At 60.0% G+C, this 18,670-nt stretch carries 20 protein-coding genes; 6 read left to right on the top strand and 14 right to left on the bottom strand.

What is annotated here, in order from left to right; translation table 11 throughout:
• Window positions 1-15: 15 nt before the first annotated feature.
• Window positions 16-501 carry a DUF2753 family protein gene (locus AC6BYQ_RS01475; protein ID WP_498056178.1) on the bottom strand — a complete coding sequence of 162 codons (486 nt, stop codon included), beginning with the start codon at window positions 499-501 and terminating at the stop codon, window positions 16-18.
• Window positions 502-719: 218 nt separating this feature from the next.
• On the bottom strand, window positions 720-2,111 hold the full coding sequence (locus AC6BYQ_RS01470; protein WP_063919549.1) for an amino acid permease: 1,392 nt from the start codon (window positions 2,109-2,111) through the stop codon (window positions 720-722).
• Between the two features lie 57 nt (window positions 2,112-2,168).
• On the opposite strand from AC6BYQ_RS01470, the gene AC6BYQ_RS01465 reads away from it, so the two are divergent.
• Window positions 2,169-2,363: a hypothetical protein gene (locus tag AC6BYQ_RS01465; RefSeq protein ID WP_139285520.1), complete on the top strand. Its 195-nt coding sequence runs from the start codon at window positions 2,169-2,171 to the stop codon at window positions 2,361-2,363.
• Here the strand turns inward: AC6BYQ_RS01465 and ydgH are convergent.
• The gene (gene ydgH / locus AC6BYQ_RS01460) at window positions 2,356-3,306 is read right to left on the bottom strand and encodes a DUF1471 family protein YdgH (protein WP_019452635.1); all 951 of its coding nucleotides are present in this window, start codon (window positions 3,304-3,306) and stop codon (window positions 2,356-2,358) included. The genes AC6BYQ_RS01465 and ydgH overlap by 8 nt on opposite strands.
• Window positions 3,307-3,424: 118 nt before the next feature.
• Here ydgH and AC6BYQ_RS01455 point away from each other — a divergent pair, with 118 nt between their 5' ends.
• The 3 genes from AC6BYQ_RS01455 to pntB all read left to right on the top strand — a co-directional run bounded on the left by AC6BYQ_RS01455 (window position 3,425) and on the right by pntB (window position 6,778).
• Window positions 3,425-3,694 (top strand): hypothetical protein, encoded by a 270-nt coding sequence (locus tag AC6BYQ_RS01455; RefSeq protein WP_498056177.1) that lies wholly within the window; start codon window positions 3,425-3,427, stop codon window positions 3,692-3,694.
• A 149-nt stretch (window positions 3,695-3,843) separates the two neighbouring features.
• Entirely contained in the window at window positions 3,844-5,373 is a 1,530-nt protein-coding gene (gene pntA / locus AC6BYQ_RS01450) for a Re/Si-specific NAD(P)(+) transhydrogenase subunit alpha (protein ID WP_141968606.1), read from the top strand.
• A gap of 10 nt (window positions 5,374-5,383) precedes the next feature.
• The gene (gene pntB / locus AC6BYQ_RS01445; protein WP_025159771.1) at window positions 5,384-6,778 is read left to right on the top strand and encodes a Re/Si-specific NAD(P)(+) transhydrogenase subunit beta; all 1,395 of its coding nucleotides are present in this window, start codon (window positions 5,384-5,386) and stop codon (window positions 6,776-6,778) included.
• Between the two features lie 52 nt (window positions 6,779-6,830).
• On the opposite strand, the gene uspE is transcribed toward pntB, so the two are convergent.
• Entirely contained in the window at window positions 6,831-7,793 is a 963-nt protein-coding gene (gene uspE / locus AC6BYQ_RS01440) for a universal stress protein UspE (protein WP_019452632.1), read from the bottom strand.
• 126 nt (window positions 7,794-7,919) lie between these two features.
• The gene (fnr, locus tag AC6BYQ_RS01435; RefSeq protein ID WP_004938278.1) at window positions 7,920-8,684 is read right to left on the bottom strand and encodes a fumarate/nitrate reduction transcriptional regulator Fnr; all 765 of its coding nucleotides are present in this window, start codon (window positions 8,682-8,684) and stop codon (window positions 7,920-7,922) included.
• A gap of 393 nt (window positions 8,685-9,077) precedes the next feature.
• Between fnr and AC6BYQ_RS01430 the strand changes: the two genes are divergently transcribed.
• Complete coding sequence (locus AC6BYQ_RS01430; RefSeq protein ID WP_019452631.1) at window positions 9,078-9,413, top strand: hypothetical protein; 336 nt, start codon at window positions 9,078-9,080, stop codon at window positions 9,411-9,413.
• Between the two features lie 16 nt (window positions 9,414-9,429).
• Entirely contained in the window at window positions 9,430-9,957 is a 528-nt protein-coding gene (locus tag AC6BYQ_RS01425) for a glycine zipper family protein (protein WP_019452630.1), read from the top strand.
• Here the strand turns inward: AC6BYQ_RS01425 and ogt are convergent.
• From ogt to AC6BYQ_RS01380, 9 genes are all read right to left on the bottom strand, one after another.
• Entirely contained in the window at window positions 9,954-10,484 is a 531-nt protein-coding gene (gene ogt, locus AC6BYQ_RS01420; RefSeq protein WP_063919548.1) for a methylated-DNA--[protein]-cysteine S-methyltransferase, read from the bottom strand. The two genes, AC6BYQ_RS01425 and ogt, sit on opposite strands and share 4 nt — an antisense overlap.
• 219 nt (window positions 10,485-10,703) lie before the next feature.
• Window positions 10,704-11,015, bottom strand: a complete 312-nt coding sequence (locus AC6BYQ_RS01415; protein ID WP_019452628.1) for a YmdA family protein — start codon at window positions 11,013-11,015, stop codon at window positions 10,704-10,706.
• 305 nt (window positions 11,016-11,320) lie between these two features.
• Window positions 11,321-12,175 (bottom strand): tagatose bisphosphate family class II aldolase, encoded by an 855-nt coding sequence (locus AC6BYQ_RS01410; RefSeq protein ID WP_063919547.1) that lies wholly within the window; start codon window positions 12,173-12,175, stop codon window positions 11,321-11,323.
• A 9-nt stretch (window positions 12,176-12,184) separates the two neighbouring features.
• Complete coding sequence (locus tag AC6BYQ_RS01405; protein ID WP_211130231.1) at window positions 12,185-13,351, bottom strand: SIS domain-containing protein; 1,167 nt, start codon at window positions 13,349-13,351, stop codon at window positions 12,185-12,187.
• Window positions 13,352-13,376: 25 nt separating this feature from the next.
• Window positions 13,377-14,147 carry a transcriptional repressor AgaR gene (agaR, locus tag AC6BYQ_RS01400; protein ID WP_019452625.1) on the bottom strand — a complete coding sequence of 257 codons (771 nt, stop codon included), beginning with the start codon at window positions 14,145-14,147 and terminating at the stop codon, window positions 13,377-13,379.
• A 332-nt stretch (window positions 14,148-14,479) separates the two neighbouring features.
• A complete protein-coding gene (locus AC6BYQ_RS01395) occupies window positions 14,480-15,385 on the bottom strand; it encodes an ROK family protein (protein WP_019452624.1) in 906 nt (301 codons plus the stop codon).
• An 18-nt stretch (window positions 15,386-15,403) separates the two neighbouring features.
• Window positions 15,404-16,687 carry a Gfo/Idh/MocA family protein gene (locus AC6BYQ_RS01390; protein WP_154746271.1) on the bottom strand — a complete coding sequence of 428 codons (1,284 nt, stop codon included), beginning with the start codon at window positions 16,685-16,687 and terminating at the stop codon, window positions 15,404-15,406.
• 20 nt (window positions 16,688-16,707) lie between these two features.
• The gene (locus AC6BYQ_RS01385; RefSeq protein ID WP_019452622.1) at window positions 16,708-17,820 is read right to left on the bottom strand and encodes an ABC transporter ATP-binding protein; all 1,113 of its coding nucleotides are present in this window, start codon (window positions 17,818-17,820) and stop codon (window positions 16,708-16,710) included.
• Between the two features lie 21 nt (window positions 17,821-17,841).
• Window positions 17,842-18,660 carry a carbohydrate ABC transporter permease gene (locus tag AC6BYQ_RS01380; RefSeq protein ID WP_019452621.1) on the bottom strand — a complete coding sequence of 273 codons (819 nt, stop codon included), beginning with the start codon at window positions 18,658-18,660 and terminating at the stop codon, window positions 17,842-17,844.
• Window positions 18,661-18,670: the final 10 nt, after the last annotated feature.

Here is an 18,670-nt window from a genome sequence, read left to right as displayed (position 1 = left end):
GTCAGCGTGACGTTTTTAATGCACGGTGGCGGAATGGCTGGCGGCAGACGCACAGACGCTGGTTTCCGGCAGCCGGTGTTCGCGCAGTAAGTGCAGGGTTTCAATCCTGAAGCGCAGCAGGTGCCGTTCGGCGATCTGCTGCATCTGTTCGCACAGCGAGGTATCGCCCAGCAGCCCTTCGACGGCGACTCGGGCCTGATGCACGTGCAGTTCGACGCCGCGAAGGGGCTTTTGCCGCAGGCGCAGATGGGTGATGTTGTTGAATGTGACGATCAGCGCGGCAAGGGCAGATTCGAAAATATTGGGCGCTTCAAATCTGGCGGTATATTCCGCATTCAGCCAGGGTTTTTCGGCGATGATGGCCTGAGCGACCTCGAGCGCCTGTTGGTAGCTCGCCATCGCCTGGCGATCGTGTTGCTGATTAAACGCCGTGTTGCCCTCGGCGATCAGCGCTTCCCAGGTGGTAAACAAAGGTAATGCGTGCAGCAGTTTTTCAGCCATGAAATACCTTCCATTTTCAGCCTGTCCTAACCCGCCTCCGATGCCTCTCGGCAGGGGGCACTCGCGTCTTTGCCGTTAACGTTTAGATGATAATGATAATTAATTGCATTTAAGATCGCAAGCGCGACGCATGGCTGATGATGTAAAGGCCGAAGGAAAGAGGTCGAAGGGAAAGAGGCAATAATGCGGCTGACGGGCAGCCGCATTGGCAGGTCATCTTAGTGCAGCATAAACCAGCCGGCAGGCAGCGTGGCCACCAGCAGCAAGAGGATGCTGCCTTTTTCCAGGCGGTTCAGCAGATTGATATCGCGGTGGCCGCGGCGGGCATACATGAACACCAGCAGACCCGGCGCATACAGCAGCACCGACATCAGCAGGTGCATCAGCCCCGAAGCGTACAGCAGCCACAAACCATAGATGCAGGCGCCGGTGGCGGCAAAGATCAAGCGTTTGTCGCGGCGGCGGTACGCCACCTTAAACAGAAACGCGCCGACCAGGAAATAAGGCACCAGGATCATTTCCGAAGCGATGGTCAACAGCGAGTTGTAGTTGCTGCCGGTCAGCCAGATCAGCACCAGCGCCAGCTGTACGGCGATGTTGGTCAGCCACAGCGACGAGGACGGGGCGTGATGGCGGTTCTGCTTGCCGAATACGCGTGGAAACGCACCGTGCTGCGCGGCCAGCAGCGGCACTTCCGCCGCCATGATGGTCCAGCTCAGGTAGGCGCCGCAAACGGAAATGATCAGACCGGCGGCAATGAGCACGTCTCCCCATGGGCCGATCAGTTCCACCATCAGCACCGCCATCGACGGGTTGCGCATTTCGGCCAGTTCGCTGCGCGGCACCACGCCCAGCGACAGCAGCGTGACCATCAGATACACCGCCAGCGCCGACAGTACCGCCAGCATGGTGGCGCGGCCCACGTCTTTTTTATTGCGGGCGCGGGCGGAAACCACCACGGCGCCTTCCACGCCGATAAACACCCACAGGGTGATCAGCATGGTGTCCTTGACCTGTTCCCATACCGGCTTGCCGAGGGCGACACCCTTGAAATCCAGCGTAAACACGTCCATTTTGAAGGCGATCGCCGCCAGAACGGCGAACATGCCCAGCGGCAGCAGCTTGGCGAGGGTGGCCGCCAGGTTGATGCTGGCGGCGGTTTGCACGCCGCGCAGCACCAGCGCGTGCACGATCCACAGCAGGGCGGATTCGGCGATCAGCGCCTGCCAGGTATTGCCGTCACCGAGAATAACGTCGCCGCCGCGATCGGTGAAAATACTCAGCGCCGCGAACACGATCACCAGATACGAAACGTTGGCGATCACGGCGCACAGCCAGTAGCCCCAGGCGGAGCAGAAGCCCATCAGCTCGCCGAACCCTTCTTTAGCATAGGTGAAGATGCCGCCGTCCAGATCCGGACGCAGACGCGTAAGCAGCAGCATGGCGAAGGCCAAAAACAGAATGCCGACGCCGGTGATCCCCCAACCCAGCAACAGTGCGGCGGGGCTGGCGACCTGCGCCATATTTTGCGGCAGACTGAACACGCCGGCGCCCAGCATTGAGCTGAGCACCAAAGCGGTTAGCGCGGTAAGACCGAGTTTTTTTTCCAATGACGGATCCTGAACGCAGAATAAACAACTGGAAGGGAACTGCTTGGCGGCAACAATGTGTTAACAACCACTGCGCGAATAGACAATAGCCCTAAAAATTGGCGCAAATTCTACGGAGGGATGATTAGAGATGCAATGATTGAATATGCGGAATTTACAAAAAACTATTCAACGGTGGGCGAAAAGAGCGGCAATAAAAACGGGCAGCTCAAGGGCTGCCCGATGGTAAACCGAAAAGCGGGTTTTATTTGAACAGATCGGCGCTGACGGTCAGGTTGCCGCCGCTCTTGTTCTGCCACTGGCGAGTGACGTGGTAGTACTTGGCGCCTTTCTCGGCCGCGCGTTTCGCCACTTCGGTAGACACGTCGGTCATGCTGTTGAAGTGGCCGGTGAAGGTGACGGAATCGAACGGCACCATCTGCGCGGCGGTCACGTTGTTCACTTCCTGGATCTTGGTGCCGTTAGGCAGCGTGACGGTATAGCGCTGGCCGGTAGAGGACTGGGTTTCGAAGAAACGGCCCACGTCGCGGCTTGGCGAACCGGAAGACGCGACGCCAGGAATTTCGACTTTCGCGGCTTCGGCGCCACCGGCGGCCAGGGCGGCGCGGCCGGCGTCAGAGTCGGCCGGGATGGCGTCCGGGCTCTGCACACGGCGTTTCGGCGCATCGGCCTTATAGATGTACGCGGTGACGAACTGGTTGCCGCCGGAGTTGGCGTCAACCTGGCGCACGATAAAGAACGAGGCGGCGCCTTTTTTCTTCGCTTCTTTGGAGATGGCGTCGTTGATGTCCGGCTGGCTGCGGTAGAAGCCGCTGACGCTCACGGTATCGTAAGGCTCCAGCAGGTAGGCTTCATCTTTAGGCAGTTCATTCACGCCGTTAAATACGCGGTATTTTGGTGTTTTGCTCACTTCTGGCGCATCTTTATGATAAAGGTCTGCGGTGACGCGCCAGTTGCCGCCGTTGTTGCTGTTGTTGGTGTCCTGGATATAGAAGGAATCGGCACCCAGTTTGTCTGCACGGCGGGATACGGCGTCGACGGCTTCATTGATGGCATTGAAGCGGCCGGTAATCGTGATGCGATCAAACGGCTTCAGCGCCGCTGCTTTCTCAGGAGTTAACTCTTGCGCAGCTTGAGCAGACAGCGCGGTGAGTGATAACAAGGCTGACGCGATGATCGTGGTCTTCAGCTTCATAAAAAATCCTTTCGCCTAGCGCATTAACGTTTATAACGTACTGAACTGTTTAAGTGTAATTCAGCCGTCGATTATTACATGTAATTCTGAAAACTGTCTCAGCATTTTATGTTATCCCGTGCGACAAATCGCCGAAGGTGACGCGGGTCGCACGGATGGCGCCGCCGTCATAAGTTTCCATAATAACGGCTTTGGTGTCATTAATGTTAATTATTCACAAAATGATAACTTTTATGCTTTTGCGCCGCGCACGGCCATAAATCGTTACGCCGGGCGTAAACCTCTTGTCACGCAGAATGTGCTGTTCTGTATGGGTTTTTTCACTGTAAATTGCGATTTGTCATATCGCGCGCGGCGTTTTTATGTAAAAACAGGGCTGAATGCGTAAGCAATTATGGATCATCGACCTTATTTTCAGTAGGTTATAGTTGGCGCCTGAAATCAGTGCGGGCAAGTTAACGCAACGCTCGCCGACGGCGCCGTGCTATGGGCAGGAAAATAATAAACATCATCCAAGACAGGTGAGAAGGGAACATTATGCGTATTGGTGTACCAAGAGAGCGGTTGGCCAATGAAGCCCGGGTCGCAGCCACGCCGAAAACGGTGGAACAACTGCTGAAGCTGGGTTTTACCGTCGCGATTGAACGCGGGGCGGGCAAACTGGCCAGTTTTGAGGACGTCGCCTATGAAGCCGCCGGCGCGGCGCTGGTCGACGAAAGCGAAGTGTGGCAGTCGGATCTGATCCTGAAAGTCAACGCGCCGCAAGACGACGAGATCGCCTTGATGCGTGAAGGCAGCACGCTGGTCAGCTTTATCTGGCCGGCGCAAAATCCCGAGCTGATGGCCAAGCTGGCGGCGCGCAACGTCACCGCGCTGGCGATGGACTCGGTACCGCGCATCTCGCGCGCCCAGTCGATGGATGCGCTGAGCTCGATGGCCAACATCGCCGGTTACCGCGCGATTGTCGAAGCGGCGCATGAGTTCGGCCGCTTCTTCACCGGTCAGATCACCGCCGCCGGCAAAGTGCCGCCGGCCAAGGTGATGATCATCGGCGCCGGCGTGGCCGGCCTGGCGGCGATCGGTGCCGCGGGCAGCCTCGGCGCCATCGTGCGCGCCTTCGACACCCGCCCGGAAGTGAAAGAGCAGGTGCAGAGCATGGGGGCGGAATTCCTCGAGCTGGATTTTGAAGAGGAAGCGGGCAGCGGTGACGGTTACGCCAAAGTGATGTCCGAAGCCTTCATCAAGGCCGAGATGGCGCTGTTCGCCGCGCAGGCCGCGGAGGTCGATATCATCGTCACTACCGCGCTGATCCCGGGCAAACCGGCGCCGAAGCTGATCACCAAAGAGATGGTGGCGTCGATGAAACCGGGCAGCGTGATCGTCGATCTGGCGGCGCAAACCGGCGGCAACTGCGAACTGACGGTGGCCGACACCATTACCGTGACCGACAACGGCGTGAAAATCATCGGCTATACCGACCTGCCGAGCCGCCTGCCGACGCAATCTTCACAGCTTTACGGCACCAACCTGGTCAACCTGCTGAAGCTGCTGTCGAAAGAGAAGAACGGTGAGATCGACATCGATTTCGACGATACGGTGATCCGCGGCGTTACCGTGGTGCGCAGCGGTGAAGTCACCTGGCCGGCGCCGCCGATCCAGGTCTCCGCCCAGCCGAAAGCGGCGCCTGCCGCCGCACCGGTGGCCAAACCCGAAGCCAAACCGACCTCGCCGTGGCTGAAGTACGGCCTGATGGCTCTGGCGATCCTGCTGTTCGGCTGGCTGGCGGACGCGGCGCCGAAAGAGTTCCTGTCGCACTTTACCGTGTTTGCGCTGGCCTGCGTGGTCGGTTACTACGTGGTCTGGAACGTCAGCCATGCGCTGCATACCCCGCTGATGTCGGTCACCAACGCGATCTCGGGGATTATCGTGGTCGGTGCGCTGCTGCAGATCGGGCATGGCGGCTGGGTGAGTTTCCTCTCCTTTATCGCCGTGCTGATCGCCAGCATCAATATTTTCGGTGGGTTCACCGTCACTCAGCGCATGCTGAAGATGTTCCGCAAGAACTAAGGGGTAGCAAATGTCTGGAGGATTGGTTACAGCTGCATACATTGTTGCCGCTATTTTGTTTATTTTCAGCCTGGCGGGCCTGTCGCGCCACGAAACGTCGAAACAGGGCAACCTGTTCGGCGTCGCCGGTATGGCGATTGCGCTGATCGCCACCATTCTCGGGCCGGATTCCGGCAACGTCGGCTGGATCATCATCGCCATGATCATCGGCGGCTCGATCGGCGTCTATCTGGCGAAAAAGGTCGAGATGACCGAAATGCCGGAACTGGTGGCGGTGCTGCACAGCTTCGTCGGCCTGGCCGCGGTGCTGGTCGGCTTCAACAGCTACCTGGATCACGGCGCGCCGATGGAGCCGGTGATGGCGAATATCCATCTGACCGAAGTGTTTCTCGGCATCTTTATCGGCGCCGTGACCTTTACCGGTTCGATCGTCGCTTTCGGCAAGCTGCGCGGCATCATCTCTTCCAAGCCGCTGATGCTGCCGAATCGCCACAAACTGAACCTGGCGGCGCTGGTGATCTCGTTCCTGTTGCTGGTGGCATTTGTGCGTACCGACAGCGTGGGCTGGCAGGTAGTGACGCTGCTGCTGATGACGGCGATCGCGCTGGCGTTCGGTTGGCATCTGGTGGCGTCGATCGGCGGTGCCGACATGCCGGTGGTGGTCTCGATGCTCAACTCCTACTCGGGGTGGGCCGCCGCCGCGGCGGGCTTCATGCTGAGCAACGATCTGCTGATCGTCACCGGCGCACTGGTGGGTTCTTCGGGGGCCATCCTGTCTTACATCATGTGTAAGGCGATGAACCGCTCGTTTATCAGCGTGATCGCCGGCGGTTTCGGTAGCGATGGTTCGTCTACCGGCGATGCCGAAGAGATGGGCGAATACCGCGAAACCACGGCGGAAGAGGTGGCCGAGCAGTTGAAGAACTCCACGTCGGTGATCATCACCCCAGGCTACGGCATGGCGGTGGCGCAGGCGCAATATCCGGTGGCGGAAATCACCGAGAAACTGCGCGCGCGCGGCGTGAAGGTGCGTTTCGGCATTCACCCGGTCGCGGGGCGTTTGCCGGGCCACATGAACGTGCTGCTGGCGGAAGCCAAGGTGCCGTACGACGTGGTGTTGGAGATGGATGAGATCAACGACGACTTCCCGGATACCGATACCGTGCTGGTGATCGGCGCCAACGACACGGTGAACCCGGCGGCGCTGGAAGATCCGCGCAGCCCGATCGCCGGTATGCCGGTATTGGAAGTGTGGAAAGCGCAGAACGTGATCGCGTTTAAACGCTCGATGAACACCGGCTATGCCGGCGTGCAGAACCCGCTGTTCTTCAAGGAGAACACCCAAATGCTGTTCGGCGACGCCAAAGACAGCGTGGAAGCGATTCTACGGGCGCTGCAGAAGTAATTGGGCAACAAAAAAATGGGCCGCTTAGCGGCCCATTTTTTATGCGCGAAGCTTAATCTTCGTCGTCGTGTTCATCGTCTTCATCCGCCTCGATCGGGCAGGTGAAGTTTTCCGGTTTAATCACCAGCAGATCGCATTTCAGATGGTCGATCACATGTTCCGCCGTGTTGCCGATAAAGGCGGCCGAAATGCCGGTGCGGCCCAGGGTGCCCAGAACCACCACGCCGGCCTGCAGGTGCTCGGCCAGATCGGGAATGACCTCTTCCGGCAGGCCTTTCTCCACGTGGGTGAACTCTTCCTTGATGCAGAATTTTTGCCGCAGCGCCTTCATGGCGATCAGATGCTGGCCGCGGATGGCGTCGTTGTAGACGCTGGGATCGAAATCGGGCAGCTCGATAGCGATGTTGATCGGGGTAACGGGGTAAGCGCCAACCAGATGAACTTCGGTCTGGTTGACGTTTTGCGCCAGTTCGACGGTTTCTTGCACCAGTTTGATATTGAGCGGATCGTGATAGGGCTCTTCGCTGGCCAGGTTGACCGCCACCAGCGCTTTACCGCCTTCCGGCCAGGGCTGGTCTTTCACCATCCACACCGGACAAGGGCATTTGCGCAGCAGGTGCCAATCGGTGGGGGTGAAGATCACTGACTCCAGCCGGTCGTGCTGGTGCGCCATTTTCAGCAACAGGTCATGTTGGCCGGAAAGCACTTCCTGAATGATGGCTTCGAAGGGGCGGTTATGCCAGACCACTTTGATTTCGATCGGCACGCCGTCGTTGAGATAGAAACGGCACTGCTCGTTGATCCAGGCGGCGCGTTGGCTGATCACACCTTGCCGCATCGCCGTTCTTTCGTCCGGGGAGAGCAGGGTCGTCATTTCGTAAGAGAAGTCATAAATGGGCAGGAAGGCTTTGATGCGCCCACCATTCCGTTTCACCAGGTACACGGCGCGACGCAATGCCGGCTGATCGTCCTGATTGGGGTCAATAGCCACCAGAAGATTCTGATACTTCGCCATAGGGCCTCCTTACAGCTGAAATCAACAGTCTGTTAATTTACAGAGTAACCCAACATTGAAAAACAGAACAACAACAGAAGCGTGCCGGATCAACAATTTCGGTGAAATGTTGATCCGGCAGGGGGATCAGGCGTTGACGGTCACGTTGATGCGCGGCGTGCCGGCCAGCACCGACAGCGCGTCGGCGTTTTCGATGGTGATGTATTTGCCTTTCACGCTGAGGATTTCGCTTTTCTGGAAGCGGCCCAGCAGGCGGCTGATGGTTTCCACCGTCAGGCCAAGGTAGTTGCCGATGTCGCCGCGGGTCATGGTCAAACGGAACTCGCGCGGTGAGAAGCCGCGCTCCGCGAAGCGGCGCGACAGGTTATAAACGAACGCCGCCAGGCGCTCTTCGGCGTTTTTCTTCGACAGCAGCAGGATCATGTCCTGGTCGCCTTTGATCTCACCGCTCATCAGCCGCATGATCTGCTGACGCAGGTTAGGCATTTTGCCGGACAGATCGTCGAGGGTCTCGAACGGGATCTCGCACACCATCGAGGTTTCCAGCGCCTGAGCGAAACTCGGGTGCTTCAGGCCGCCGATGGCGTCGAAGCCGACCAGGTCACCCGCCAGATGGAAACCGGTGATCTGCTCATCGCCTTGCTCGGTGATGGTGTAGCTTTTGATGGTCCCGGAACGGATCGCGTACAGCGATTTCAGCTCGTCGCCGGCCTTGAACAAAGTCTGGCCTTTCTGGATGGGCTTCTTTCTCTCGATAATGTTGTCGAGCTGGTCCAGCTCGTGGGCATTAAGGGTGAAAGGAATGCACAGCTGGCTGATGCTGCAGTCCTGGCAATGGATCGCACAACCACCAGACTGGATACGACGAATCACGCGTTTTTCCGGGATCATAGATTACGCTCATTCAATAATTGATATGAGTCAATTTTAACATCTTTTGCTGCAGCTGATAAGGGTGGCATTAGCATGAATAGGGGTATTGTGTGCGAATTTTGCGCACACATGCCGCCGATTATTCTGTATCACGCTGACGTCGCTAGATTTATTTGGCACTTATGCCCAACGTGCGGTTGCCTTTTCGGCGGCGCGAGGCGTGGCGATCGTCGTGGGGCGGTTCTGCTGCGCGCATCGGCGAATTTTAGCGGCGTGAATCAATCATCGTTTGACACATCTGCTGGCGAAAGCTTGTCGCATTCATCTGAATCCCCACCGCAAAGCCGCGCCACATCGGCGTTAAGCTGAAGGTCAGAAAGGCAGGTGAACTATCCTGTTCGGGAGCGGATGATGAAAAAGCGCATACTGTTGATGGCGGCCGCCGGGGTGTTGATGACGGCCAGCGCCGCCGCCTTCGCCCACGGCTATTACGGCCACGGTTACTACCGGCACGGTTACTACTATGGTGGGCCGCGCGTGGTGATTGGCGTGCCCTGGGGGCCACCGCCGCTCTACTATCCGCCGCCGCCGGTAGTGTATGTCACGCCGCCGCCGCCGCAGACCTATATCGAAAAGCCGCCGAGTTACGCTTACTACTGCCGCCGGCCGGCGGGCTATTACCCGCAGGTGCCGCGTTGTCCCGACGGTTGGATGAAAGTGGTGCCAGACGGTTCGTTATCCCGGTGATCCCAGGTGGTGCGTGATGAAACACTCTTTTGCTTTCCCGATAGTGGCGCTGGCCGGGCTATTGGCCGGCTGCGTCTCTGCGCCTTCCGGGCCGGAGGTGACGGTATTGCCCGGCACGGGAAAAAGCTACGAACAGTTCAATCGCGATGAGGCGATTTGCCGCGGCTATGCGCAAAACAGCCTCGGCGGCGGCGCGCAAACGGCGGCCAATTCGGCGGCGGGCACCGCAGTGGCGGGCACGGCCGTTGGTGCAGCGGCGGGGGCGTTGATCGGCGCTGCATCCGGTCATGCCGGCCCCGGCGCGTTGGTCGGCGCCGGCGGTGGGTTGTTGGTCGGCAGCGCGATGGCCAACAACTCGGCCTGGCGCAGCAGCGACGATCTGCAAGACAGCTACGACACCGTGTATACGCAATGCATGTACGCCAAAGGCAACAAGGTGCCGGTGGCCTATGGTTACGGTGACGCCAGCTCATCGCCGGTGCCGCCGGACTACTATCCCGCCGCCCCGGCGGATGGCGTGCCGCCGGATTATGTGCCGCGTTAGCGCGAGAGCAGATCCTGCGGCAGGTAACCTTCGTGTTGCAGCAGCCACTGTTTGCGCTGTACGCCGCCGGCATAGCCGGTCAATGCGCCCTGAGAGCCTATGACCCGGTGGCAGGGGACGACGATGCTGATCGGATTGGAACCGTTGGCCATGCCGACCGCGCGCGAAGCGGTCGGGCGACCGATGCGTTGCGCCAGCTGGCCGTAGGTCAGGATCTCGCCGCAGGGAATTTGGCGCAGCTGTTGCCACACGGTGCGTTGGAACTCGGTGCCGGCGGTCATCACCGGCAGCCGATCGATAATGCTCAGTTCCCCGGCGAAATAGCGCTGCATGGCGTCGGTCAACCCGCTTGGATCGCGCTGGGCGCGCAGAGTGAAGCGATCGGCGCGGTAATGCGTATTCAGCAGCTTCATCAGGCGCGCTTCGTGATCGGTCCAGTCAACCGCCCGCAGGCGCCCCTGTTCATCGGCAATCAACACCAGTTCTCCCACCGGCGTCGCGGTACGATCAATCAAAAAAGTCTGCATCTGGATCACTCCTCGGTTTAGTGAGGCGATTATTGCATGAAAGCGGAGGAAGCGATGGCGGATTTCGGACATGCTGATGGGCAACCCTGGAGTTGCCCGAATAGTCGGCTCACGGTAAGGCGGGTAGTCATTGTTCAGTAAATTTATAAAATAAATTTACAAGTCATTGGGGCGAGGCATGACGTGTTGATTATTTAATCAAGCATTAACTCTTTGGGGTTATTTATAGCTGATGGTCACGCGTTTCAAGTGTGGATCGTTATTTACTATCTCGCTGGTGACAGCGGAAACTAATTCTTTTGGCATTTCTTTTAACGAAGAGGAAATATAACCGTTGCGGTTTTCCGTCACCTTGCCGAAACAGTTGGAGATGAGTTGTTCATCCTGATGTTTGATGGTGCAGGCCGGCGTGGTGATGGCGCCGGTGAAGCGTACGACGCCGGAAGCGACCTGACTTCCGGGGAGCGCTTTTGCGTGCAGAGCGAAGGGCAGAATGACCAATGCGCTTAATACGGCTAAGTAATGGTTCATACGCTGTTCCTTTCAGAGTAAAAACACTGCCAATTAAAAACAAGCGTGCTTGTTTTTATCAAATAAGCTATTTCGCCTGGCGAAATAAAAACGAATGGGCAAAAATCCTACTGCCTGCATCCAATGAATTTGATAATAGGGAGGTAGGATGAGTAAAACCATGATTTGGATCATAGTGAAGGCCAGTTAATGATTTCCGGCGCGAGTGGGTGAAAAGGCTGTGATCGTTCTCTCAGGAAAGGCGGGAAGCGTGCGGCGTGTTCGCCCCCGCGTTGCGGCCGTATGAACCGGGGGCGATAGCGGGATTACAGCATGCCGCTGCTGCCGCAGATGCGGATCTTTTCCGCCACCACTTCTTTCATCGCCAGTTTGCCAGGGACGATGTATTTGCGCGGATCGTTGGCGTCCGGGTGCTGCGAAAAGTAGCTTTTTACCGCATCGGCGAAGGCAATTTTCAATTCGGTGGCGACGTTGACCTTACAGACGCCGAGCGAGATCGCTCGCTTGACCATCGCTTCCGGAATGCCGGAGGCGCCGTGCAGCACCAACGGCACGTCCACCTGCTCGCGGATCCGCGCCAGGCGCTCAAAATCCAGCTTGGGTTCGCCGTGGTACAGGCCGTGGGCGGAACCGATCGCCACCGCCAGTGAGTCGATGCCGGTGGCGGCAACAAACTCGCGCGCGGCGGCCGGATCGGTATAGAAGCTGTCCGCCGTATCGACGATCAAATCGTCTTCCTGCCCGCCCAGCCGGCCCAGCTCCGCCTCCACGCTGGCGCCGTAGCGGTGGCACAGGGCGACCGCGGCGGCTACCTTGGCGATGTTCTGTTCGAACGGCAAGTGGGAGCCGTCGATCATCACCGAGCGAATGCCGCTTTTTACCTTGTGCTCTATGTCGTCCAGCTCTTCATGATGATCCAGGTGCAGCGCCAGCGGCAGATCGTAGCGGTGCGCGGCCGATTGGCAGATGCCGATCAGGTAGTCGGTGCCGGCATAGCTGAAGGTGCCGGGCGTGCCGGCCATGATTACCGGCGAGCGCAGTTCGGCAGCGGTCTCCGCCACTACCTGCACGGTTTCCAGATTGTGGACGTTAAACGCCGGCACGGCGTAACCCTGGCGCTGCGCCTTGAGCAGCATTTCTCGGTTGGCTATCAGATACATGGGATCTCCTTACAGCTCAGGGGAGGGAAAACGGTAAATCGTCACGCCTTTCACCACCCGGTTGACTTCACCGGTCGGGCACGGGTTGTCCGGGGTGAGCCCCAACGCCAGCGAACTCTCGAAGGCCAGCATCTGGGTGAACAGCAGATACGGGAACAGCAGCCAGATATCGTCTGCCGCGTTGTGCAGATTCAGCAGGGCATCGGACAGCGGTTGACGTTCGCCGGTCAATCCGACCAACTGCATCGCCAGCCCGTCGCGCTGCAGTTCGTTCCACAGGTCGCGGTCATACTGACGGGCGTAGTCGTCGTGCGAGAACATCAGCACCACCAATGTCTGGCCGTCGACCATAAATTTAGGGCCGTGGCGCAGACCGAGCGGCGAGTCGTAGCGTGTCACGATTCGCCCGGCGGTGAGCTCCAGCATCTTGAGCGAGGCCTCTTCGGCCAGGCCGGTGAAACAGCTGCCGCCGAGGGTGATGTAGCGGCGGAAGCCGCTGGCGGCCAGTGCCTTTACCTGCGGCTGCAGCGTTTCGCGCAGTTCACGGCAGCGCTGCACCATGGCGTGCAGCGGCGCCTGGGCGGCCTCAAGCGACATTGAGCCGAGCAGCAGCGCGGCGCTCAGCATCATGCAGCTGAAGCTGGAGGTCATGGCGAAGCTCTGATCGTTGGAGCCCTGCGGCATCACCAGCGAACAGACGTTATCGCGCTGATGCGCATACTGCGCCAGCCGGCTGTCCGGGTTGCACACCAGCATCAGGTGATAGCTTTCCGGCAGCAGCTGATCGGCCAGTTCCACCGTCGCCACGCTTTCCGGGCTGTTGCCCGAGCGGGCGAAGGACACCAGCAGCGTCGGCCGTTCAGGGTCGAGGAACTGCAGCGGGTTGGCGACGATATCGGTGGTGCCGTAGGCCACTACGTCGCGGCCGGTGCGTTCGCGCAGCCAGGGCGCCAGAGCCCGGCCGGCGAACGCCGAACTGCCGGCGCCGCACAGCACGATTTGCAGCCGAGGATTGGCCAACAGCGGCGCGAGGAACGGCTGCCACTGCGCCTGTTGATCCTGCAGCTGCCGGTGCAGCGCCGCCCACAGGTCCGGCTGCTGCCAAATCTCTGCGGCGGTGTGCCAGGCGTTGCGCTGCTTCAGCCAATCCGCCTCGTAAGAGAAATACGCATTCATGATGACAACTCCTTAAAAGCCTCGGTTAACGGTCGGCGATAATCACGTCGATCCCTAAATGGTGCAGCGCCTGCAGGTAGTGCGCCGGAATACGGCTGTCGGTGACCAGGCGGTGGATCTGGCCGACTTCGCGGATCATGCAAAAGCTGGTGCGGCCGAATTTGCTGGCGTCGGCGATGGCGATCACTTCGCGCGCCACTTCACACATCACCCGGTTGAGCTGCGCTTCGCCCGGATCCGGCGTAGTGATGCCGCCCGCCAGATCGAAACCGTCGACGCCGAGAAACAGTTTGTCGAAGCGGTACTGGCGCAGCTGCTGTTCAGCGGCGGGGCCGTACAACGACCAGGCTTTGCGGCGTACGCTGCCGCCGACCACCATCAGATCGATCTGCTCGTTGTTGGCCAGTTCGAAGGCGATATTCAGCGCGTTGGTCATCACCACCAGATCCTTTTTCCCCGCCAGCTGCGGCGCCATCTGGCTGGTGGTGGAGCCGGAGTCGAGGATGACGGCGTCGCCGTCTTCGATCAGCGCCGCCGCCGCGCAGGCGATGGCGTGTTTCACGTCGCGGTTGATGCGGCCCTTGTCCTGCAGCGGGCGGTCGAAGGCGAACTGTTTGTTCAACATGGCGCCGCCGTAGGCGCGCACCGCACAGCCGTGCTGTTCCAGCTGACGCAGATCGCTGCGGATGGTGACGCTGGAGACCGAAAACTGCTGGCTGAGCTGCTCCACACGCACCGAGCCCTCGCGGCACAGCTGGTCGATAATTAATTCCCGGCGTTTTGCGGTATTGATCATTAACGCAGACTCCTGATTTACCTGTAGCCGTGCCCGTCCGCGGCTTAATAAGCCGCAGCGATGCCGACCGGAGCGCTTTCAGTTGTTCGTGGCGAATTACAGCAAACGAAACACTGAAATGCAATCGATTAATTTTAAAATATCTATATCTATCAGTTGGTTATATTTTATTTTGCTTTCGATTGAGCACTAACCGAAAGCGGGGTTAACGCAAAGTGAAAACGGCAAATTCGTTATTTTTCAGTCGACAATTCTCGGCGGTTATTCATTCGCTCCGCCGATGACGAAAGCCGCAGCGATCGTTCGGCAGCCGCCGGGCTTTCACTGTTTTTTTATGCTGCAGCGTGCAAAAGCGCCGCGCCGCGCACGCCGCTGCTGTCACCGTGCACCGGCGGGAACACCGCCGCGGGTTCCACGCCCGGCAGCAGCCAGCGCCGCATCGCCGGCGGCAGCAGCCGGTACAGCTCACCGACGTTCGACAGCCCGCCGCCAAGCACGAAGGCATCGACGTCCAACAGCAGCTGTAAGCCGGCCAGCGCGCTGGCCAGAATATCGACGTAGAGGGCCATCAGCCGCTGCGCGAGCGGATCACCGGCGCGGTAGCTGGCGACCAGCGACGGCACGTCGGCGGCCGGATGGGCAAAATGGCGGCTCAGCGCCAGCAGCCCGCTGCCGGAGACGTAGCGTTCAAAGCAGCCGGTCAGCCCGCAGTTGCAGCTGAACAGCGGCAGATCGTAACGTTGCGCCAGCTGGGCCGATATCGGCATATGGCCCCATTCGCCCGCCACGCCGTTACGCCCTTTGTGCAGTTGCCGGTTCACCACCAGGCCGCCGCCGGCGCCGGTGCCGATGATGGCGCCGAACACCAACGGCAGGTGCGCGGTTTGCGGCGTGCTGGCTTCCGACAGCGCGAAGCAGCGGCAGTCGTTCTCGATGGCGATAGGTCGCGCCAACGCCTGCGTCAGGTCATCCGCCAGGCAATGGCCGGTCAGGCAGGGCACGTTGACCGCTAACTGGCGGCGGCTGACGGGATCGGTGATCCCCGGTAAACCGATGCCGATGCTGCCGCGCGTATGCAGTTCGCGATCCGCCTGGTCAACCAGCCCGGCGATACAGGCCACGAACTCGCCGTAATCGCCGGTTGGGGTGCGCACCCGTTGGATCATCACCTGATTGAGCCGGCGATCGTAGGCGGCCATTTCGATCTTGGTGCCGCCGATGTCGAAACCGTAATGCATCTCTCTCATCGCCATGCTTCAGGCTCCGTTCAGGGCGATCACCGCCGCTTCGCGACGAGCGCGTTCGGCGGCGAACACCATCAGATGGCTCTCCAGCGCTTCCGTCGGGCCGGCCAGCACCTGGCTCGGATCGTTGGCGCGAATGGCCGCGATAAAGTGCTGCATCAGGTAGTAGTCGCCGCCGCCGTGCCCGGCCATGGCGTGCAGATCCTGGCCGGCGTCGGTGTCGTAATGCGTTTCGCCGTCGTCGAGGAACGAGGTGATGCGAATATGGCGGCCGTCGCCCTCCAGGCAGCCACGGCTACCGAAGATGCGGGTATGGCGATCTTCGTGGCGGGTAAAGGCCGTCATGGTGAACGACGCGGTGCGGCCGCCGGCGAACTGCATGTTGACCACCTGATGGTCGACCACATTATTGTCGCAGCGGTAGACGCAGCGGCCGTAAGGGCCGTCGCGCAGTGCCGCCCGCAGCGTCGTCTGGTCGGGTTCCGGCGTCAGCACCCGCAGAAAACCGGGCGTGGCCTTGTGGTCGTCGCCCAGATAGATCCGCTTGGCGGAATAGGGGCAGGACGCCTCTACCGCGCAATCCAGGCAGTTGTCCGCCGCGCCGGCCGGTTGGTTTTCCCGGCGGAAATGGCGCAGGTTGCCGAAGGAGCTGACTTGCTCACAGGGTTGCTCCATCACGTAGCGGATCCAGTCGATATCGTGGCAGGATTTCTGCAGCAGCATAAAAGCGGCCTGTTGATCGTTGCGCCAGTTGCCGCGCACGAAGGAGTGCGCCTGGTGCCAGTAGCCGACCGGTTCCAAGTGCTGCAGGCTGACGATATCGCCGATCGCGCCGTCGCGCAGCAGCTGCTTGAGCTTCTGGGTATAGCGGGTATAGCGCAGCACGTGGCCGACCGAGAAGATCAGCTTTTGGCGCACCACCTCGGCGACGATGGCGCGGCACTCGTCGGCGTCCGGCGACAGCGGTTTTTCCAGCAGCATGGCGTAGCCCTGGCGGGCGAAGGCCAGCGCCGGCTCCAGATGCATCTGATCCTGGGTGCAGATCAGCACCGCATCGGCCAGCTTGCCGGCGTCGGCGGCCTGGCGCCAGTCGGTGAAGACGTTTTCCGGCGCGATGGCATGCTGCGCCACGAACTGCTCGCGGTAGGCGTCGCGCGGTTCCGCTACCGCCACCACCTGCATCAAATCGGGATGCGCCAGCGCATAGCGCGAGTAGATCTCACCGCGCGCCCCGGCGCCGACCACCAGCACCCGCACCGGGCGATGGGCAAAGCTGTTGGGTTGTGTTGACGACATTGCTGGATACTCCGCTGTTGTTATTTGAGGTTTTGGCCGCTGAGCTCGTCGAACAAATGTGCGCGCGTCAGATCGAATGCCAGATGAATGTTTTCGCCGAGGCGCGGTTCCCAATCCGGCAGCGACGCCATGCGCAACACGAAGCGCAGGTCGGCCAGTTCGCAGTGCAACAGCTCTTCGTTGCCCATGCGCTCGATAGTGACGATCTGCGCCGGGAAACAGTTGGCGCTGCCGGGCGTGCACAGCCGCAGGGACTCCGGCCGGATGCCGAGGCACACCCGCGCATGCGGGTAGTCCGCCAATTGCCGTTGCAGCGCGGGCGGCAGATCGAGCTGATGCTGCAGGCCGATGCGCAGCCGCACCGTTTGGCCGTCGCGCACGATCGCCAGATCGTGCAGGTTCATCGACGGGCTGCCGATAAACTCGGCGACGAAACGGTTGGCGGGGTGGTGATACAGGTTGATCGGTTTATCCACCTGCATGATGGCGCCGCGGTTCATCACGCAAATGCGGTCGCCCATGGTCATCGCTTCGACCTGATCGTGGGTGACGTACACCATGGTGGCAGCGGCGCCTTCCTGCTTCAGTTGATTGTGCAGTTCGATCAGCTGCACGCGCATCGACACCCGCAGCTTGGCGTCGAGGTTGGACAGCGGCTCGTCAAACAGAAACACCTTGGGTTTACGCACGATGGCGCGGCCGACTGCCACCCGCTGACACTGGCCGCCGGAGAGCTGGCCCGGCTTGCGCTGCAGCAGGTTGGTGATCTCCAGTTTTTCCGCCGCGTCGCGCACCCGGCGGTCGATCTCGGCCTTGCTTTCTTTGCCGATCAGGCCGAACGCCATGTTCTTGTACACCGTCATGTGCGGATACAGCGCATAGTTCTGGAACACCATGGCGATGCCGCGATCCTTCGGCATGCTGTCGTTGACGCAGCGATCGTGGATCAGGATCTGCCCCTCGCTGACGCTCTCCAGCCCGGCGATCATCCGTAGCAGGGTGGATTTGGCGCAGCCTGACGGGCCGACGAACACCATAAATTCCCCGTCCTCGATGTCCAAATCAACGCCGTGCAGCGCGTGGAAACCGTTGGGGTAGACTTTTTTAACGCTGTTTAACTGAATTCCGGCCATGTCGTTTACCTTGTCTGCGCGTTAGCCTTTCACCCCGGCGCTGGCGATGCCCTGGATGAAATAGCGTTGGAAAATAATGAACAGCATCAGCATCGGGATCACCGCCATCAGCGCCCCGGCCATCAGCAACGGATATTCCACCCCGGCGCGGCTGGAGAGCGAGGCCAGCCCAACCGGCAGCGTCAGCTTCTCGGTGGTGGTATTGACGATCAGCGGCCACATCAGGTTGTTCCAGCTCCACAGGCCGTTGATGATGATGCAGGCGATAATGCCCGGCCGGATCAGCGGCAGCATGATGCGCCAGAAGATGGCGAAGTAGCTGTAACCGTCGATCAAGGCCGCTTCTTCCATTTCCTTCGGCACCGCCAGAAAGAACTGGCGCAGCAGAAAGGTGGCGTAAACGCTGAAAATGCCCGGCAGCACCAACCCGGTGATGCTGTTGACCAACCCCAGCTTCTGCACCACCAGGAATTGCGGGATCAGAAACGCCTGACCAGGCACCATCAGGACCGATACGCACACCAGAAACACCGCATCCCGGCCGCGAAAATGCAGGCGTGAGAAGCCGTAGGCAGCCATGGTGGCGATCGCCATCTGTAAGGTGACGGTGAAGAAGGTCGCCAGCAGCGAGTTGAGATAAAAGCCGGCGAACGGGATTTCGTGCATCACCCGACCGTAGGCCTGCAGGCTGGGATGCGCCGGCAGCAGCGTCAGCGGGATCTGAATGCTCTCGGCCTGGGTTTTCAGCGAGGTCACCAGCATCCAGATAAAAGGCACCACCGAGGCCAGCGCCGCCAGCCCCATAAACAGGTACACCAGCGTTTTCTTGCTTGCGTTCATGTGCAGCTCC

The organism is Serratia sp. LTN-2 (assembly GCF_059740205.1).
The sequence above is the reverse complement of the archived record's forward strand: the minus strand, read 5'-3'. Positions and strand labels throughout refer to the sequence as shown.

Bases quoted from the DNA above. Each gene is read 5' to 3' on its own strand.
- AC6BYQ_RS01425 (WP_019452630.1), top strand. From the start codon at position 9,430: ATGAAACACTCTTTTGCTTTCCCGATAGTGGCGCTGGCCGGGCTATTG.
- AC6BYQ_RS01390 (WP_154746271.1), bottom strand. From the start codon at position 16,687: ATGTCGTCAACACAACCCAACAGCTTTGCCCATCGCCCGGTGCGGGTG.
- AC6BYQ_RS01395 (WP_019452624.1), bottom strand. From the start codon at position 15,385: ATGCATTACGGTTTCGACATCGGCGGCACCAAGATCGAAATGGCCGCC.
- AC6BYQ_RS01415 (WP_019452628.1), bottom strand. From the start codon at position 11,015: ATGAACCATTACTTAGCCGTATTAAGCGCATTGGTCATTCTGCCCTTC.
- AC6BYQ_RS01405 (WP_211130231.1), bottom strand. From the start codon at position 13,351: ATGAATGCGTATTTCTCTTACGAGGCGGATTGGCTGAAGCAGCGCAAC.
- AC6BYQ_RS01475 (WP_498056178.1), bottom strand. From the start codon at position 501: ATGGCTGAAAAACTGCTGCACGCATTACCTTTGTTTACCACCTGGGAA.
- uspE (WP_019452632.1), bottom strand. From the start codon at position 7,793: ATGGCGAAGTATCAGAATCTTCTGGTGGCTATTGACCCCAATCAGGAC.
- fnr (WP_004938278.1), bottom strand. From the start codon at position 8,684: ATGATCCCGGAAAAACGCGTGATTCGTCGTATCCAGTCTGGTGGTTGT.
- agaR (WP_019452625.1), bottom strand. From the start codon at position 14,147: ATGATCAATACCGCAAAACGCCGGGAATTAATTATCGACCAGCTGTGC.
- AC6BYQ_RS01385 (WP_019452622.1), bottom strand. From the start codon at position 17,820: ATGGCCGGAATTCAGTTAAACAGCGTTAAAAAAGTCTACCCCAACGGT.
- ydgH (WP_019452635.1), bottom strand. From the start codon at position 3,306: ATGAAGCTGAAGACCACGATCATCGCGTCAGCCTTGTTATCACTCACC.
- AC6BYQ_RS01410 (WP_063919547.1), bottom strand. From the start codon at position 12,175: ATGTATCTGATAGCCAACCGAGAAATGCTGCTCAAGGCGCAGCGCCAG.
- ogt (WP_063919548.1), bottom strand. From the start codon at position 10,484: ATGCAGACTTTTTTGATTGATCGTACCGCGACGCCGGTGGGAGAACTG.
- pntB (WP_025159771.1), top strand. From the start codon at position 5,384: ATGTCTGGAGGATTGGTTACAGCTGCATACATTGTTGCCGCTATTTTG.
- AC6BYQ_RS01430 (WP_019452631.1), top strand. From the start codon at position 9,078: ATGAAAAAGCGCATACTGTTGATGGCGGCCGCCGGGGTGTTGATGACG.
- pntA (WP_141968606.1), top strand. From the start codon at position 3,844: ATGCGTATTGGTGTACCAAGAGAGCGGTTGGCCAATGAAGCCCGGGTC.
- AC6BYQ_RS01380 (WP_019452621.1), bottom strand. From the start codon at position 18,660: ATGAACGCAAGCAAGAAAACGCTGGTGTACCTGTTTATGGGGCTGGCG.